Here is a 16832-nt window from a genome sequence, read left to right as displayed (position 1 = left end):
CCAAAAAAGTAGGCAAACAAGGCGCGCCGGATGGGGCGACACCCCCGAGGCGCCCCATACGGCCTTGGCACACCTTCACGGCTCGCTTCGCATCGCGCGTGGGTGTTTCCCGCCTGGGGGCGGGAAACACGGCTACACCGAATCGTTGGTCTGACGATGTCGTTTCTGCTCCCGCTGGTTTGCTCCCCTCTCCCGCTTGCGGGAGAGGGGCCGGGGGAGAGGGCGGGCGCTTGCGATGCCGCGATGCGTTCAAGTGCCCAGCCTGGACCTCAATGCGTCAATGGCGGAAGTGACGAACGCCGGTCAGCACCATCGCGATATTGCGCTCGTCCGCTGCGGCGATCACTTCGTCGTCGCGCATCGAGCCGCCCGGCTGGATGACGCAGGTGGCACCTGCATCCACCACCACGTCCAGGCCGTCGCGGAACGGGAAGAAGGCGTCCGAGGCCACGGCCGAACCTGCCAGCGTGAGGCCAGCGTTTTGCGCCTTGATGCTGGCGATGCGGGCCGAGTCCACGCGGCTCATCTGGCCGGCGCCGACGCCGAGCGTCATGCCGCCGCCGCAGAACACGATGGCGTTCGACTTGACGAACTTGGCCACGCGCCAGGCGAACATCAGGTCGTCCATTTCCTTGGGCGTGGGCTGGCGCTTGGTCACCACGCGCAGTTCGTCCTGCTGGACGTTCCTGGCGTCGGGGCTTTGCACCAGCAGGCCGCCGCCGACGCGCTTGAAGTCATACGGGTTGAGGCCGTTGCCCAGCGGGATTTCCAGCAGGCGCACGTTCTGCTTGGCAGCAAACACGGCGCGCGCGCCGGCGCTGAAGGACGGGGCGATCAGCACTTCGACGAACTGCTTGGCCACGGCTTGCGCGGCGGCTTCGTCCAGCTCGACGTTGAAGGCGATGATGCCGCCGAAGGCCGAGGTCGAGTCGGTCTTGAGGGCTTTTTCGTAGGCTTCCAGCGCATTGGCGCCGACTGCCACGCCGCACGGGTTGGCGTGCTTGATGATCACGCAGGCCGCGCCGGTGGCGGCGCCGAAGGTCTTGACGCATTCCCATGCCGCATCGGCGTCGGCGATGTTGTTGTACGACAGTTCCTTGCCTTGCAGTTGCGTGTAGTTGGCCAGCGCGCCGTCGGAGGCCTTCAGGTCGCGGTAGAAGGCGGCCGACTGGTGCGGGTTCTCGCCGTAGCGCATCTCCTGCACCTTCTCGAAGGCCACGTTCAGCGTCTGCGGGTAGGCGCTGCGGGTCTGGTGCGACTTGTCAGCGCCGAGGCTGGTCAGGTAGTTGGTGATGGCGCCGTCGTACTGCGCGGTGTGGGCGAACACCTTGGTGGCCAGGCGGAAGTTGGTGTCGTAGCCGACGCTGTTGGCGTTGGCGCGCATTTCTTCCAGCACCGGCGCGTAGTCGGCCGGGTCGACGATGACGGTGACGTCGCGGTGGTTCTTGGCGGCCGAGCGCAGCATGGTGGGGCCGCCGATGTCGATGTTCTCGATGGCATCCGGCAGCGAGCAGTCATCCTTGGCCACGGTTTGCTGGAACGGGTACAGGTTCACGACCAGCAGGTCGATGGTGGGGATGTTGTGCTCGGCCAGCGCCGCCATGTGCTCGGGCAGGTCACGGCGGGCCAGGATGCCGCCGTGCACCTTCGGGTGCAGGGTCTTGACGCGGCCGTCGAGCATTTCGGGGAAACCGGTGTAGTCGGCCACCTCCGTGACTGGCAGGCCGGCTTCGGCGAGCAGCTTGGCGGTGCCGCCGGTGGAGAGCAGCGCGATGCCGAGCGCGTTGAGCTCGCGGGCAAATTCGACGATGCCGGTCTTGTCGGATACGGAGAGGAGGGCTTGCTTGATCATGGCTATGGGGAGACGCTTCAAAGTAAACCGTGCTGCTGCAACTTCTTGCGCAGCGTATTGCGATTGATGCCCAGGTAGGCGGCCGCGAGCGACTGGTTGCGCTCGGCGCGCGCCATCACTGCTTCAAGCAGCGGCCGTTCCACGGCTTCGAGCACCATGTTGTACATATTCGACGGCTCTTCACCGTCCAGGTCGCGAAAGTAGGCACCCAGGCTGTCCCGGATGCACTGGTCGATAGCGTTGCGGCTCATGCGGCAAGCAACTCCCCGTTATTGTTGTTGTTCGACTGGTTGCGTTTCTCGTTGTCGGCGTCGATCGCATCATCCGTGCCGTTGGCGCCTTCTTCCACATAGACCAGGCGCTCCGACAGCTGCGCCTGCTCATCGAAGAATTCGTTGACCGCGGCGAGCTGTGCCGTGGTGCTGTCCAGCGTGTTCATGCGGTGGCGGAACAGGTTGGCGCCGGCCAGGCCGCGCGTGTACCAGGCAATGTGCTTGCGCGCGGTGCGCACGCCGGTGAACTCGCCGTAGAAGTCGTAGTGGTCTTCCAGGTGCGCGTTCATGATGGCGCGGATCTCGGCCACTTCCGGCGACGGCAGCAGCTCGCCGGTGGCGAGGTAGTGCTCGATCTCGCGGAACAGCCAGGGCCGGCCCTGCGCCGCGCGCCCGATCATGATGGCGTCGGCGCCGGTCACGGCCAGCACATGCTTGGCTTTTTGCGGCGTGGTGACGTCGCCATTGGCGACCACGGGGATGGACAGCGCTGCCTTGACCGCGGCAATGGTCTCGTACTCGGCTTCGCCCTTGTACAGGTCGGCGCGCGTGCGCCCGTGCACGGTGAGCATGCTGATGCCGGCGTCTTCCACCATGCGCGCAATGCGAAGCGCATTGCGGTTCTGGCGGTCCCAGCCGGTACGGATCTTGAGCGTGACGGGCACGCTCGGATCGACCTCGGCCACGGCGGCGACCACCGCCTGGACGATGCGCACCACCAGCGGCTCGTTTTGCAGCAGCGCCGAGCCGGCGGCCACATTGCACACCTTCTTGGCCGGGCAGCCCATGTTGATGTCGATGATCTGCGCGCCGCGCTCGACGTTATGGCGCGCGGCTTCCGCCATCATGGCCGGCTCGGCGCCGGCGATCTGCACCGCGATGGGCTCGACTTCGCCGGTGTGGTTGGCGCGCCGCATGGTTTTTTCGCTCTTCCACAACTGCGCGTTGGAGGCCACCATTTCGGACACCGCGTAGCCCGCCCCCAGCCGTTTGCACAGCTGGCGGAATGGCCGGTCCGTCACACCGGCCATAGGCGCGACGAACAGGTTGTTGCGGAGTTGGTGCGGTCCGATTTGCACGATAGCGACTGTAGCGGCTGACGAGGGGCCGCAAGGCGGCCCGCAACTAGACAAAAATGAAAATGGCATGCCCTGCCGAAACAGCGCTCGGCGTCATTCAGTGGGCATGTGTGAGGGCAGGATTTTACCGCCAAACGGCCCCGGTTGCTCAAGATTTGAGCAAATATTGCGCCGGGCCGCATTGCAAACAATGTTGTCGGCGCCGCCTTTAGCGGCGCATGCCGTACATCATCTGGCGCGCCAGCGTGTCCTTGAGCGGTCCCAGGCAAGCGAGCGCCGCCAAGGAAGCCCCACGCGCGTGGGCAGCGAGCGGGTAGGAAACGCCAAACACGCGGGGGAGCAGGTCGGTCACGCCGATGGTGACGGCCCGATCCAGCTTTTGTTGCGCCGCAAACGCCTGCAAGGCTTGCAGGCTGCAGTCGGCGCGCAGCGCGAGCGCCAGGGCAAAGGCATCGCGCAGGCCGAGGTTGAGGCCCTGGCCGGCTACCGGATGTAGCGTCTGCGCCGCATTGCCGACCGCCACCACGCGGCCCTGCACGGTGACGGGCGCCGCGTTCAGCCCGAGCGGGAAGGCATGGCGCTTGCCAATGCCGGTGAAGCGGCCCATGCGCGGGCCGAATGCTTGTTCCAGTTCAGCGAGGAACTCGCCTTCGGGCAGCGCGAGCCGGCGCGCCGCCTGTTCTGGCGGGCAGCACCAGACCAGGGCGTAGCCGGGCGTGCCGTGCTCTTCATGCGGCAGCAGCGCCAGCGGCCCTTCCTCGGTAAAGCGCTCCCAGGCCCAGCCAGGCTGCGGGCGCGAGCAGGCCACGTGGGCCACGATCGCGGTCTGCCCGTAGTCGCGCCGGTATTTCTGCGCCTGCACGCCACGCTGCGCGCGGGTGGACTGCTGGTGGAACAGGCCGCCTTCGGCCTGCACCGCCAGGCGCGCGCCAAGGGCGGCGGGCTGCCGGTCATGCCCATGGCCGGAGAGGCGCACCAGGCCGGCCGTATCGGGACCGGATTGCTCCAGGTGATCGATGCGTGTCTCATAGACCCGTGCCAGGCGCTCGCCAGCGGCAGCGGGGCTGGCCTGGATGGCCTGGGCCAGCGCGCGCTCAAGTGCCTCGCACAGCTCGCCGTAGCGCACCACATAGCCCAGCGCGGGCACGTCGTAGTCGTCGCTGTGCAACCTGACGTGGCCGAACCGCCCGCGTTGCGAGACATGGATATGCTCGATCGGCGTGACGGCGCGGGGCCACGCGCCGATCTGCTCGAGCAGCTGGCGGCTGCCGTAGGACAGCGCGATGGCGCGCGGATCGCGGGACGCGCGCGCAGGCGTGGCGGCGTCGATCAAGGTCAGGCGCCACGGGCTCCTGCGCAGCAACAGGCAGGCCAGCGCGAGGCCTACCGGCCCCGCGCCGACGATGGCGATATCCGTGTCCGCAGAGACTTCAGTGCTTGCCGGGCTCATGCGCGCTGCCTGGCTGGGCGAACGGGTTGCTGTCGTTGCTCGCATTGCCCATGGTGTGCATGGTGTCCATGGCGTCCGATTCCGCCGGCTGCGCGCCGCGCTTCCAGCAATTGGCGTCGGTGCGGTGCTTGCCCGCCGCCGCGTCGCTCAGGGCGTTGTCCAGTTTCTGCTGGTTGAAGCCGGGAAATGCCTGCAGGCGTTCCAACAGCGCCGCGTGATTGGCCGCATCGAGCGGCACCACGCAGCCCCGGGGCGTGCCGTTGGACTTGGGGTCTCCCACCAGGATCAGCCATGCTTTGCCGGCCCACGGCTCGCGGTTCGAGACCCGCACCACCACGCGCTCGATCACATCCCATTCGAGTTCTTCGCGCTGGCCATCGGGGCGATGCACGACGAGCCGGTCGTCGTAGAGGTTGACCACGAACGGTTGCCCGGGATCGACGGAGCGCGCGCGGCTGGCCTGTGCGCGATTGCCCGTCGGAAGTATCTTGCGTAGCCAGCTGATCATCGTGCACCTCCCGCGTCGCGCATCAGCGCCTCGATTTCGTCGGCCTTGACCGGGACGCCACGCGTCATCAGTTCGCAGCCGCCATCGGTGACAACCGCATCGTCCTCGATGCGGATGCCGATATGCCAGAAGCGCTCCGGCACGTCCGGTGCCGGGCGCACGTAGATGCCGGGCTCCACCGTCAGCACCATGCCGGGCTCGAGCGGGCGCCAGGCGCGCTCGCCCTCGGCCGGCGCGGCACCGGGCACGCGGTATTCGCCCACGTCATGCACGTCCATGCCTAGCCAGTGGCCGGTGCGGTGCATGTAGAACTGGCGGTAGCTGCCGCTGGCGAGCACGTCGTCCAGGCTGCCGCAGCGGTTCGCGTCGAGCAGGCCGGTATCGAGCATGCCCTGCGCCAGCACGCGGGTCGCCGCGTCGTGCGGCACGTTGTAGGGCACGCCGGGGCGGGTCTCGGCGATGGCGGCTTCCTGTGCGGCCACCACCAGGTCATACAACTCGCGCTGGGCCGGCGAGAAGCGGCCGGAGACGGGGAAAGTGCGGGTGATGTCGGACGCATAGCCGTCGAGCTCGCAGCCGGCGTCGATCAGGCACAGGTCGCCGTTGCGCAGCTCGGCGGGGCCGGCGCGGTAATGCAGCACGCAGCCATTGGGGCCGGTGGCGACGATCGAGTTATAGGCGACGCTCTGCGCGCCGTGGCGGCGGAATTCGTAGAGCAGCTCGGCTTCCAGGTGGTACTCGCGCAGCCCCTCGCGCGACGCGCGCATGGCGCGCACATGGGCCTGGGCCGAGATCTCGGCGGCGCGGCGCATGGTGACAATCTCGCCGGCGTCCTTGAACAAGCGCATCTCGTCGAGGATGGTGCGGATGTCGATCGCCGTCGATGGCGCGGTCACGCCGGCGCGGCCTTGCATGCGCACCGTTTCCAGCCAGCGCCGCACCTGCATGTCGGTGCGGGTGTTGGCGGCCAGCGGGTAGGCCACCACGGCGTGGTTGGCCAGCAGCGACGGCAGCAGGGCGTCGATCTCCTCGACCGAATGCGCTTCGTCGAAGCCGAAGGCCGCCTGCGCGCCTTCCGGGCCATAGCGGAAGCCATCCCAGATCTCGCGTTCTTCGTGCTTGGGGCGGCAGAACAGGATGCTGCGCTCGGCGCCGGACGCCTGCGCCACCAGGACCAGCACTGCCTCCGGCTCGGTGAAGCCGGTCAGGTAGTAGAAATAGCTGTCGTGGCGATAGGGATAGTCGCTATCGCGGTTGCGCATGGCTTCCGGCGCGGTGGGCAGGATGGCCACGCCGCCGCCGGCGACGCGCAATTGCTGCAGCACGCGGGCGCGCCGGTCGCGACAGGCGAGAAGGAGGGCGGAGTCGGGTGCGGACATGTGTTGGGCCACGTGGATGGGGAATAAGGCGATTCTAACGCCGCCGGATTGCCGGTGCGGGCCTGGACGTGCTGGACCCGCTCAGGGCAGGGGTGCGCACGCGGTGCCGGCCCGGGCTAGCACTGCGGCATCGAGTGCCGCCAGCTGGGCCGGCGTGCCGATGTTCTCCCAGGCGCCGTCGAAGCGCTCGCCGCTGGCTAGCCCGGCTGCCACCGCGGCGCGGTAGTAAGGCGTCATGGCAACTTTCTGGCCGGGCTCGATAGCAGTAAACAGCCGGGTGTCGTACAGGCCGATATTGCCGAAGGTCAGGCTCGGTGCCGTTGCCGTGGGCGCGGGCAGCAGCAAGCCATCGGCCCCGAGTGCAAAATCGCCGCGCGGATGGAATGGCGGATTGGGCACCATCACCAGGTGCATGCGCGGCTCGGGCGCACCGGCCATGGCGCGCGCCCGGGGCAGCAGGGCGCGGAAGTCGTAGTCGGTGAAGATGTCGCCGGATACCGCCAGGAATATCTCTCCGCGCTCGGGCGCGGCAGACAACAGCGGCAGCGCCTGGGCAATGCCGCCGGCGGTTTCCAGCGCGCTGGGCTCGGCCGAGTACGCCAGGCACACGCCGAAGCGGTTGCCATCACCGAGCGCCTGTTCGATTTGCTCGCCAAGCCAGGCGTGGTTGATCACGATGTCCTTGAAGCCGGCACGCGCCAGCGCCTCGATCTTCCAGACGATCAGCGGTTTTCCGCCCACCTGCAGCAGCGGCTTGGGGCAGGCATCGGTCAGCGGGCGCATGCGCTCGCCGCGCCCGGCTGCAAAAATCATGGCTTTCAATGCAGGGTCTCCGGCGCTTATTTCAGCGCGTGGTTCAGCAGGTATGTCATTGCGATCAGGGTGCCCATGCCGCCGGCGATGGTCCAGCCGATGCTGCGCGTCCTGGCGGCGATGACGATGGCCACCAGGCCGGCAATCAGGCGCGCGTTGCCAGGGCCGATGTCGAGCTGGCCATCGCGCATCAGCAGGTCGGGGGCGATCAACGCCGAGAGCATGGCGGCCGGCACGAACTGCAGCGCGGTGCGGAACCACGACGGCAGCCGCACCCGGCCTTCCACGGCAATGAAGGACAGGCGGATCAGGAAGGTGGCGAGGCCGGCGCCGATGAATACCAGCAGCAGGGTCAGCTGGCTCATGCGGCAGGCTCCGTCGCGGCCGGCTTGCGCTGCCCGCGGTCCTTGCCCAGCAGCAGCATGCCCACGGCAATCCCGCCCAGCGCCGCGGCCATCAGGCCGAGCTTGTGCGGCATGCCGTAGCAGGCCACCGCCAGCGCCGTGGCCACCAGCGCCGCCGCGGCGTGCGGGCGGTGCTTGATGCCGGGCACGATGATGGCGATGAAGGTGAGCGGCAGGAAGAAATCGAGCGGCCAGTCGCGCGGGATCTGGGCGCCCACCAGCACGCCCGCCAGCGTCGAGACCTGCCAGCTGGCCCACAGCGCGAAGCCGGCGCCAAAGAAGAACCAGTGGCGGTAGCGCTTGTGCTCGTTGTCGTCGCCAAGGCGCCGCGTCATGGCGGCGAAGGCCTCGTCGGTCAGCAGGTAGGCGATCAGCGCCTTCCAGCGGCCCGGCAGGTGCGCCAGCGCCGGGGCCATGGTGGCCGAGTACAGCGCATGGCGCAGGTTGACCATGGCGACCGTCACGGCAATCAGCACCGCCGGCGTGCCCGCCGCCCACAGCTGCGTCAGGATCATCTGCGAGGCGCCACCGAACACGATCGCGCTCATGGCGCAGGCCAGCCACGCGGGCATGCCGGCGTTGACCGCCAGCACGCCATAGATCAGGCCGAACGGAGCCACGCCCAGCAGCATGGGCGCCAGCGCGCGCACGCCGGCCCACCACTCGCCGCCGCGGGTGAGCTTGCCCGGAGGGTGGCCGCCGGAGATCATGGCTGTGCACCCGGCATGGCTTGCGCTGGCATCAGAAGGTGTAGCTGACCGGGCGTTCGACGCCATCGAGGGCGTCGAACAGGCGTACCAGCCTGCGCAGCTCGATGTAGCGGCCCGCCACCTGGCGAGCGTACTTGAGCACCAGCGGCAGGTTGGCCAGGTAGCCATCCTTGCCGTCGCGATGGTAAAGGCGGGCAAAGATGCCGAGCACCTTGAGGTGGCGCTGCAGGCCCATCCACTCGAAATCCCGGTAGAAGTCGCCAAAATCGGGCGCCACCGGCAGCCCGGCCTTGCGCGCGCGTTCCCAGTAGCGGATCAGCCAGTCGAGTTGCTCCTGCTCGTCCCATTCAATATAGGCATCGCGCCATAGCGACACCGCGTCATAGGTGATGGGGCCGATCACCGCGTCCTGGAAATCGAGGATGCCGGGATTGGCCTCGCCCTCAAGCACCATCAGGTTGCGCGAGTGATAGTCGCGATGCACGTACACCTGCGGCTGGGCCAGGTTGTTGGCCAGCAGCGTCTGCATCACATCGGCCAGTCCGGATTCCTGGTCGGGCGTGAGTGTCACACCCAGGTGCCGGGTCACGTACCACTGCGGGAACAGGTCGACTTCACGCTGCAGCAGCGCGCGGTCGTAGGCGGGCAAGGTGCCGGGGCAGGTCGCGAGCTGGATCTTCACGAGCGCGGCGCAGGCATCGCCATAGAGGCCGCGCGCGCTGGCAGCGTCCAGCCGGGACAGATACGTGGTGTTGCCCAGGTCGCTGAGCAGCAGGAAGCCTTGTTCGAGATCCTGCGCCAGTACCTTGGGCACGTTCACGCCGGCGGCGCCGAACAGTTCCGCCACATGGATGAACGGGCGGCAGTCCTCCTGCGCGGGCGGCGCATCCATCACGATCACGCTCGGATGGTCGGGGTGGCTGGTGCTGGCCCGGAAGTACCGCCGGAAGCTGGCGTCGGCCGATGCCGGGGCGCAGGAGTCGGGGTTAACGGACCAGGCCGGACCGAGTCCGGACACCCAGACTTTGAGCTGGTCGAGACGCGGGTCGAGAGGATGTGCTGCCATGCCGGAAAGGGAGAATAGGATGCCCCGTATAATACCCGACCAGACCCAGGCCCCAGGGCGGCTCCCAGGCGGGCCTCCCCCAGCCCGACAGCCTGCTTCGGCGGTGGCTGGCGGTTGCTGGGCCGCCGCCGCCGCTCTGACTCATGACCCGCTCGCATGACCGAACAACGACGATCACCGAACCAGAAGGCTAGCAAGACACCGGCACGACTCCCCGGCAGCGCGTTGCGCCCGCTCGTGCTGGCCATGGCCGGCTGGTCGGTGGGTGCGCACGCGCAGGCCGTGAGCTCCGCCATTCCCGACCTGCCGGTGGCCGAGCCGACCGTCGAGGCGATGCCCGAGGCCCCGCCGGTAGCCGGCGAGCTGGTGCCGCGCCTGGCTGAGCCGGGCACGGCCAGGACCACGCCGGCCGAACCCGACGACAATCCGCCCACCTTTGTCTCGGGCGACCGCATGACCGGCTATAACCAGCGCGGCGTGGAACTCGAGGGCAACGCCGAGCTGCGCCGCGCTGGCGGCGTGGTCAAGGGCGACAAGCTCACCTACGACCAGGACAGCGACGAGGCTTTTGTCCACGGCAATGCCCGCATCGCCCGCGACGGCTCACTCTCGGTCGGGCCGGAAGCCCGGCTGCGGGTCGAGGCCAACGAAGGCTACATGCTGTCGCCGGACTACTATTTCCAGCAGACCGGCGGCTCGGGCAAGGCCGAGCGCATCGATTTCATCGACAAGAACCTGAGCACGATCAAGCGCGCCACCTATACGACCTGTTCGCCGGACAACGCGGACTGGTATTTCAGCGCGCGCGAGCTCGATATCGACAGCGACCGCCAGGTGGGCACCGCCTATGGCGGCGTGCTGCGCTTTTTCGATGTGCCGATCATGGCGGCACCGGTGTTCAGCTTCCCGCTCAACAACGAGCGCCGCAGCGGCGTGCTGCCGCCGCTGTTCGGCTACAGCTCGCGCTCGGGGGCCGACCTGACGGTGCCGTATTACTTCAATATCGCGCCCAATCGGGATCTGACGTTGTTCCCGCGCTATCTGAGCTCGCGCGGGGCGCAACTAGGTAGCGACTATCGCTACGTCGGTGATGGCTATAGCGGACGCCTGCGCGGCGAGCTCCTTCCGGACGATCAAAAGACCAAGACCAATCGCTGGGCTTATTCGGTCCAGCACACCCAGTTGCTCGCCCGTGGCCTTACCGCCTACGTCAATGTGAACAAGGTTTCGGACAACCAGTACCCCGACGACCTGACACGATCGGTGACGCAGGCGACTCAGAGGCAATACACGCAGGAAGGGGGTGTTTCTTACACCTGGCAGGATTTTTCCGTGCTCGCGCGCGTGCAGAAGTTCCAGACCCTGACGCCGAGCCAGCCCTCTTACGAGCGCGTGCCGCAGATCAATGGCAGCTATACACGGTATGATCTGGCCGGCTTCGACGTCCAAGTCCAGACCGATTTCACGCGCTTCCGTATCCCGCTGACTTCGGATGGCACGCAGCAACCGGAAGGTGACCGGCTCTTCGTCCAGTCTTCGATCAGCTATCCGATCGTGCGCCCGGGCTGGTTCGTCACGCCCAAGGTATCGTTCAACGCCACCCAGTACCAGATGGAACCCGGCTCGGTCGCCGCCGGCACACCCACCACACTGAACCGCACGCTGCCGACGCTCAGCCTGGATTCGGGCATGACCTTCGAGCGCGAAGCGCCGACCATGAGCCGCTTGTTTGGCGTCAACTACGTGCAGACGCTCGAGCCACGCCTGTTCTACGTCTACACGCCGTTCCGTGACCAGAGCCAGTTCCCGCTGTTCGATACCGTACAGTCCGACTTCGGCTACGGCCAGATCTTCAGTGAAAACCCGTTCACCGGCTATGACCGCATCGCTGACAACAATAAGGTGACGGCGGGCGTGACCACGCGCCTGATCGAGGCAAGCAGCGGCATCGAGCGCTTCCGTGGCACGATCGCGCAGCGTTTCGACCTGACGGGCCAGCGCGTGCAGATCAGCGGCACCGACCCGATAGGCAAGGCAGGCTATTCCGACCTGCTGGCGGCGACGACCATCCAGATGTTCAAGGGTTACTACCTCGATGCGGGGATGCAGTACAACCCGGACAGCGCACGAGTGATCTACTCGAACATTGCCTTCTCCTGGCGGCCGGAGCAGCGAAAGACGCTGAATATCGGCTATCGCTACCGGCGCCCGACTTCGGTGACGGACAATACCGCCATCGACCAGTTCGAGGTGTCGAGCCAGTGGCCGCTGTCCCAGCGCACCTATGGCATCGGCCGGGTCGCGTTCGACCTGAGCGCGAGCCAGTTGGTTGACGCGCTGGCCGGCTTCGAATACGCAGCGGATTGCTGGGTTGGCCGTGTGGTCTACCAGCGCTTCCGCAATACCTCGCAGGGCTACACCGGGCGCATCTTCTTCCAGGTGGAGTTCCGCGGGTTATCCAAGATCGGTTCCAATCCGCTGGATGTGCTGCGGCTGAACGTGCCGGGTTATGAGCCCGTCCTCGCCAAGCCTGTTATCCCATCCCAGTTCGACCACTATGAATGACGGACCATGATGAAACGTCAAGAATTCAACGCGCTCTCCTCGATGTCTTCCCGCCTGACCGGCTGGCAAAGCTTGCTGCTGACCGCACTGCTGGCCGCCTTCGCGCTGCCCGCTTCGGCGCAGCTCAAGGCGCCCGGGCAGAAGGCCACCGGCATCTTCATGCCCCAGGCCGGCGACAGCGCTGCCGCTTCTCCCAGCCAGCCGCGCCTGGGGGTGACGCAGCCGGGCACGAGTGCCCAGCGCTCGCAACTGGTGGACGAGGTGGTGGCGATCGTCAACAACAGCGTGATCACACGGCGTGAGCTGCTGGATCGCGCCGACGAGATCGAATCGCAGCTGCGCCAGGCCAACCGGCCGGTGCCGGCGCGCGCCGACCTGTTGGGCGAAGTGCTCGAGCGGCTGGTGATGGAGCGCGTGCAGACGCAGGCCGCGCAGGATGCCGGCATCAAGGTGACGGACCAGGAAGTGGACCGCGCCGTCGAGTCGGTCGCGCAGCAAAACCACATTAATGCGACCGACCTGCGCAGCCAGGTCGAGCGCAGCGGCATGACCTGGACCAAGTACCGCGACGAGCTGCGCAAGCAGGTCCAGGTGATCCGCCTGCGCGAGCGCGAAGTCGACTCCAAGATCCAGGTCTATGACGGCGAGATCGACAACTATCTCGCCGCCCGTGGCGGCCAGGGCGCCGCCGCCAGCGGCCCCACTGAATACAACGTGGCCCAGATCCTGGTGCGCGTGCCGGAGGATGCCTCCGAAGCACAGAAGGCCACTTTGCGCGCCAAGGCCGAAGGCCTGCTCAAGCAGGCCCAGGGCGGCGCGGATTTCGCCCAGCTGGCGCAGGGCTCCGACGGCCCCGAGGCCGCCCAGGGCGGCTCGCTCGGCTTCCGCGAAATCGGCCGGCTGCCGGCGCTGTTTGCCAATGCCGTGCTTGACCTGCAGCCCGGTGGCGTGGCGCCCCAGGTCATCGAGAGCGCCAACGGTTTCCACGTGCTCAAGCTGGTGGCCAAGCGCACCGCGCCGCCGGCATCGTCGAACCCTGAGGCCAGCAATCACATCACGCAGACCCAGGTGCGCCATATCCTGATCCGCACCGGCCCCAACATGCCGGAAGCCGAGGCGCGCCGCCAGCTTTCCACGCTGCGCGATCGCATCACCCACGGTGGCGATTTCGCCGACGCGGCCAAGCGCTTCTCCCAGGATGGCTCGGCGCAGAACGGCGGCGATCTCGGCTGGGTATCGCCGGGCGAACTGGTGCCGGAGTTCGAGCAGGCCATGAGCCGCCTGCGCCCGGGCGAGGTGTCCGAGCCCATCGTCACGCAGTTCGGCGTGCACCTGATCCAGGTGCTCAACCGCCGCGAGACCGAGGTCACGCCGGAGAAGCAGCGCGACTTTGCCCGCGCGGAACTCCGCGAGCAGAAGGTGCGCGCGGCGTATGAAGACTGGCAGCGCCAGTTGCGCCAGGCCGCCTACGTGGAATACCGCGTCAACCGCCAGCGCTAACCAGAACCCATCGCCACCATGTCCGAGACGCTCGCGCTAGCCGTCACCACCGGGGAGCCCGCCGGCATTGGCCCCGACATCACCGTTGGTGCCTTGCTGCAACTCGCCGGCGAGCATCCGCAGGTGCGTTTCCACGTGCTGGGCGACGCGGGCCTGCTGGCGGCACGCGCCGCCGCGCTGGGTGTCGCGCAAGCCTGGGCGCACCGGCTGGCGGATGGCAGCGTGGTGTGCGACGATATCCCTCTGGCCGTGCCTTGCGATGCTGGCCGGCTGGATGCGCGCAACGGTGCCTATGTGCTCGCCTTGCTCGATGCCGCCATCGATGGCTGCATGGCGGGCACCAACGGCACGCGGCGCTTTGCCGGCATGGTGACAGCGCCCGTGCAGAAGAGCACCATCAACGATGCCGGCGTGCCCTTCACCGGGCACACCGAATACCTGGCCGAGCGCGCCCGCGTGCCGCGCGTGGTGATGATGCTGGCCGGCCCGCAGCCCGCGCATGCCAACGCCATGCTGCGCGTGGCGCTGGCCACCACCCACCTGCCATTGCGCGCGGTGCCCGATGCGCTGACCGTGTCCATGCTGGAAGAAACGCTGGCCATCGTCGACCACGACCTGCGCCGGCATTTCGGCATCGCCCGGCCGCGCATCCTGGTGACCGGCCTGAACCCGCATGCCGGCGAAAGCGGCCACATGGGCCATGAGGAAATCGATGTGATCATTCCCGCGCTGGCCCATGCCGTGGACGCGGGCATCGATGCCCGCGGCCCGTATCCGGCCGACACGCTGTTCCAGCCCCGCCATCTCGATGGGGCGGACTGCGTGCTGGCGATGTACCACGACCAGGGCCTGGCCCCGCTCAAGTACGGCACCTTTGGCCACGGCGTGAACATCACGCTGGGGCTGCCCTTTATCCGCACCTCGGTCGACCATGGCACCGCGCTCGACCTGGCCGCAAGTGGCCAGGCCGAGCACGGCAGCATGATCGAGGCGATCCGCAACGCCATCGCCATGGCCGGCCACGCCAACGGCCGGCCGCGCGTCGCGCCGCTGACGGCAACACGCTGACGCCCGAGCGAGACCAAACTATGCGTTCCAACGTACACCAGGGCCATGTGGCCCGCAAACGATTCGGGCAGAACTTCCTGGTCGATGACGGCATCATCCACGGCATCGTCAGTGCTATCGACCCGCAGCACGGCGACACCCTGGTCGAGATCGGCCCCGGCCTCGGCGCGCTGACCCAGCCGCTGCTGGAGCGCCTGCCGCAGATGCAGGTGGTCGAGCTTGACCGCGACCTGGTGGAGCGCCTGCGCCGCCGCTACGGCGAGCGGCTGGTGATCCACGCCGGCGACGCGCTGGCCTTCGATTTCGGCAAGCTGTGCGAAGCCGGCAAGCCGCTGCGCATCGTCGGCAACCTGCCCTACAACATCTCCAGCCCGCTGCTGTTCCACCTGGCCGAGTTTGCCGACCAGGTGCGCGACCAGCACTTCATGCTGCAAAAGGAAGTGGTCGAGCGCATGGTGGCCGAGCCCGGCAGCAAGGCCTTTGGGCGGCTGTCGATCATGCTGCAGGTGCGCTATCACATGGAGCATGTGCTCGACGTGCCGCCGGCCTCGTTCAACCCGCCGCCCAAGGTCGACTCCGCCGTGGTGCGCATGATCCCCTGGCCGCGGCAGCCCGATGGCCAGTTGCGCTCGCCGTATCCCGCGTGCGACCTGACGGTGCTGGGCGACGTGGTGGCCGCGGCGTTCTCGCAGCGGCGCAAGGTCCTGCGCAATACGCTGTCGATGCTGCGCGACCAGGTCGATTTTGAAGCGCTTGGCTTCGACCTGGCGCGCCGTGCCGAGGAAGTCCCCGTGGCCGAGTACGTCGGCCTGGCGCGCCAGCTTGAAACCCCGGCCACATGATGCGCGCGGCCGGCTCCCGTTCCCATTGCCATTGGTGGCGCTGCTGAACGCAGCGGCACGTCGTCATCCCCTGATCCCGACTCCAGCCGCCGCAGCCCGGTTGGCAGCAAACTGCCTGCGCTGACCGGCCCCGCGGCGCTTCTCTTACCGAAGGAAATGCCATGACTAGCGAAACGCAGGCGCCCCAGCGCAAGGTCATCCTCACCGGCGACCGCCCCACCGGCCAGCTTCACCTTGGCCATTACGTTGGCTCGCTCAAGAGCCGCGTGGCGCTGCAGGACACCCACAAGCAATACCTGTTGCTGGCCGACACCCAGGCCATGACCGACAACGCGCACGATCCGGACAAGGTGCGGCGCAACGTGCTGGAGGTGGCGCTGGACTACCTCGCGGTCGGCATCGACCCGGCCAAGACCACCATCACGGTGCAGTCGCACCTGCCCGCGCTGGCCGAACTGACCCTGATGTACCTGAACTTCGTCACGGTGGCCCGGCTCGAACGCAACCCGACCATCAAGGATGAGATCCAGGCGCGCGGCTTCGGCCGCGATATCCCGGCGGGCTTCCTGTGCTACCCGGCATCGCAAGCTGCCGACATCACCGGCTTCAAGGCCACCGTGGTGCCGGTCGGCGAGGACCAGGCGCCCCTGATCGAGCAGACCAACGAGATTGCGCGCCGCATCAACCACCAGGTTGGCCGCGAAGTACTGCCGGAAGCCGCCGCGCTGATCCCGCGCTTTGGCCGGCTGCCCGGCGTCGACGGCAAGGCCAAGATGAGCAAGTCGCAAGGCAACGCGATCTCGCTGGCGGCCTCGCCCGAGCAGGTCAAGGAAGCGGTCATGCGCATGTACACCGACGCCAACCACCTCAAGGTGTCCGATCCGGGCCAGGTCGAAGGCAATGTGGTGTTCACCTACCTCGACGCGTTCGACGAGGCTGTCGATGAAGTGGCCGAGTTGAAGGAACACTATCGGCGTGGCGGCTTGGGCGATATGGTGCTCAAGCGCAGGCTGGATGGGGTGCTGCAGGCGCTGCTGGCGCCGATTCGCGAGCGGCGCGAGGAGCTGGCGAAGGATCCGGCGTCGGTGTTCGATATCTTGAAGCAGGGGACGGAGCGGGCTCGCGTGGTGACTCAGGCTACGCTGGATGAAGTGCGTGAGGCGCTGGGAACGTTCCGGTTCTGAGTTTTTTTGGGGGGCGAGGGGTTGCAACTGCTTAACTGCAACTGTGTAGTGGTCAAGTTTTTTCGGACAGGCTGATAGGTTGTTTTGCTGTTGGCTTGGCCTCATAAGCGGTAGGCGAGACATAGCCGAGGGTTGAGTGC

Annotated in this window: 15 protein-coding genes; 5 read left to right on the top strand and 10 right to left on the bottom strand. The window is 67.3% G+C overall.

Annotated features, from left to right (window positions below; translation table 11 throughout):
• Nucleotides 1-277: 277 nt before the first annotated feature.
• From purH to ACYP5B_RS03005, 10 genes are all read right to left on the bottom strand, one after another.
• On the bottom strand, nucleotides 278-1852 hold the full coding sequence (gene purH, locus ACYP5B_RS03050) for a bifunctional phosphoribosylaminoimidazolecarboxamide formyltransferase/IMP cyclohydrolase (protein ID WP_400095797.1): 1575 nt from the start codon (nucleotides 1850-1852) through the stop codon (nucleotides 278-280).
• Between the two features lie 17 nt (nucleotides 1853-1869).
• Nucleotides 1870-2103 (bottom strand): Fis family transcriptional regulator, encoded by a 234-nt coding sequence (locus ACYP5B_RS03045; RefSeq protein ID WP_006156396.1) that lies wholly within the window; start codon nucleotides 2101-2103, stop codon nucleotides 1870-1872.
• Nucleotides 2100-3203: a tRNA dihydrouridine synthase DusB gene (dusB, locus tag ACYP5B_RS03040; protein ID WP_459568499.1), complete on the bottom strand. Its 1104-nt coding sequence runs from the start codon at nucleotides 3201-3203 to the stop codon at nucleotides 2100-2102. The genes ACYP5B_RS03045 and dusB overlap by 4 nt, the downstream gene beginning before the upstream one ends.
• 208 nt (nucleotides 3204-3411) lie before the next feature.
• Nucleotides 3412-4653, bottom strand: coding sequence for a UbiH/UbiF/VisC/COQ6 family ubiquinone biosynthesis hydroxylase (locus ACYP5B_RS03035; protein ID WP_459568498.1), 1242 nt, complete (start codon nucleotides 4651-4653; stop codon nucleotides 3412-3414).
• On the bottom strand, nucleotides 4634-5161 hold the full coding sequence (locus ACYP5B_RS03030; RefSeq protein WP_459568497.1) for a hypothetical protein: 528 nt from the start codon (nucleotides 5159-5161) through the stop codon (nucleotides 4634-4636). Before ACYP5B_RS03030 ends, ACYP5B_RS03035 begins: the two co-directional genes overlap by 20 nt.
• A complete protein-coding gene (locus tag ACYP5B_RS03025; RefSeq protein WP_459568496.1) occupies nucleotides 5158-6540 on the bottom strand; it encodes an aminopeptidase P N-terminal domain-containing protein in 1383 nt (460 codons plus the stop codon). Before ACYP5B_RS03025 ends, ACYP5B_RS03030 begins: the two co-directional genes overlap by 4 nt.
• A gap of 81 nt (nucleotides 6541-6621) precedes the next feature.
• A complete protein-coding gene (gene murU / locus ACYP5B_RS03020; RefSeq protein WP_400095788.1) occupies nucleotides 6622-7362 on the bottom strand; it encodes an N-acetylmuramate alpha-1-phosphate uridylyltransferase MurU in 741 nt (246 codons plus the stop codon).
• A gap of 17 nt (nucleotides 7363-7379) precedes the next feature.
• On the bottom strand, nucleotides 7380-7718 hold the full coding sequence (locus tag ACYP5B_RS03015; protein WP_318237878.1) for an AzlD domain-containing protein: 339 nt from the start codon (nucleotides 7716-7718) through the stop codon (nucleotides 7380-7382).
• Nucleotides 7715-8467, bottom strand: coding sequence for an AzlC family ABC transporter permease (locus ACYP5B_RS03010; RefSeq protein WP_459568495.1), 753 nt, complete (start codon nucleotides 8465-8467; stop codon nucleotides 7715-7717). Before ACYP5B_RS03010 ends, ACYP5B_RS03015 begins: the two co-directional genes overlap by 4 nt.
• A 31-nt stretch (nucleotides 8468-8498) precedes the next feature.
• Nucleotides 8499-9533 carry an aminoglycoside phosphotransferase family protein gene (locus ACYP5B_RS03005; protein ID WP_459568494.1) on the bottom strand — a complete coding sequence of 345 codons (1035 nt, stop codon included), beginning with the start codon at nucleotides 9531-9533 and terminating at the stop codon, nucleotides 8499-8501.
• A gap of 156 nt (nucleotides 9534-9689) precedes the next feature.
• Here ACYP5B_RS03005 and ACYP5B_RS03000 point away from each other — a divergent pair, with 156 nt between their 5' ends.
• From ACYP5B_RS03000 to trpS, 5 genes are all read left to right on the top strand, one after another.
• The gene (locus tag ACYP5B_RS03000) at nucleotides 9690-12098 is read left to right on the top strand and encodes an LPS-assembly protein LptD (RefSeq protein ID WP_459568492.1); all 2409 of its coding nucleotides are present in this window, start codon (nucleotides 9690-9692) and stop codon (nucleotides 12096-12098) included.
• A gap of 9 nt (nucleotides 12099-12107) precedes the next feature.
• Complete coding sequence (locus tag ACYP5B_RS02995) at nucleotides 12108-13598, top strand: peptidylprolyl isomerase (protein WP_267605535.1); 1491 nt, start codon at nucleotides 12108-12110, stop codon at nucleotides 13596-13598.
• Nucleotides 13599-13616: 18 nt separating this feature from the next.
• The gene (pdxA, locus tag ACYP5B_RS02990) at nucleotides 13617-14666 is read left to right on the top strand and encodes a 4-hydroxythreonine-4-phosphate dehydrogenase PdxA (RefSeq protein WP_400095782.1); all 1050 of its coding nucleotides are present in this window, start codon (nucleotides 13617-13619) and stop codon (nucleotides 14664-14666) included.
• A 20-nt stretch (nucleotides 14667-14686) separates the two neighbouring features.
• Nucleotides 14687-15508 carry a 16S rRNA (adenine(1518)-N(6)/adenine(1519)-N(6))-dimethyltransferase RsmA gene (rsmA, locus tag ACYP5B_RS02985; protein WP_400095780.1) on the top strand — a complete coding sequence of 274 codons (822 nt, stop codon included), beginning with the start codon at nucleotides 14687-14689 and terminating at the stop codon, nucleotides 15506-15508.
• A gap of 161 nt (nucleotides 15509-15669) precedes the next feature.
• Nucleotides 15670-16692, top strand: a complete 1023-nt coding sequence (gene trpS, locus ACYP5B_RS02980) for a tryptophan--tRNA ligase (protein WP_400095778.1) — start codon at nucleotides 15670-15672, stop codon at nucleotides 16690-16692.
• The last annotated feature ends 140 nt before the right edge of the window (nucleotides 16693-16832 follow it).

Source organism: Cupriavidus sp. 8B (assembly GCF_054589115.1).
This window is presented reverse-complemented; position numbering and strand designations above follow the sequence as displayed.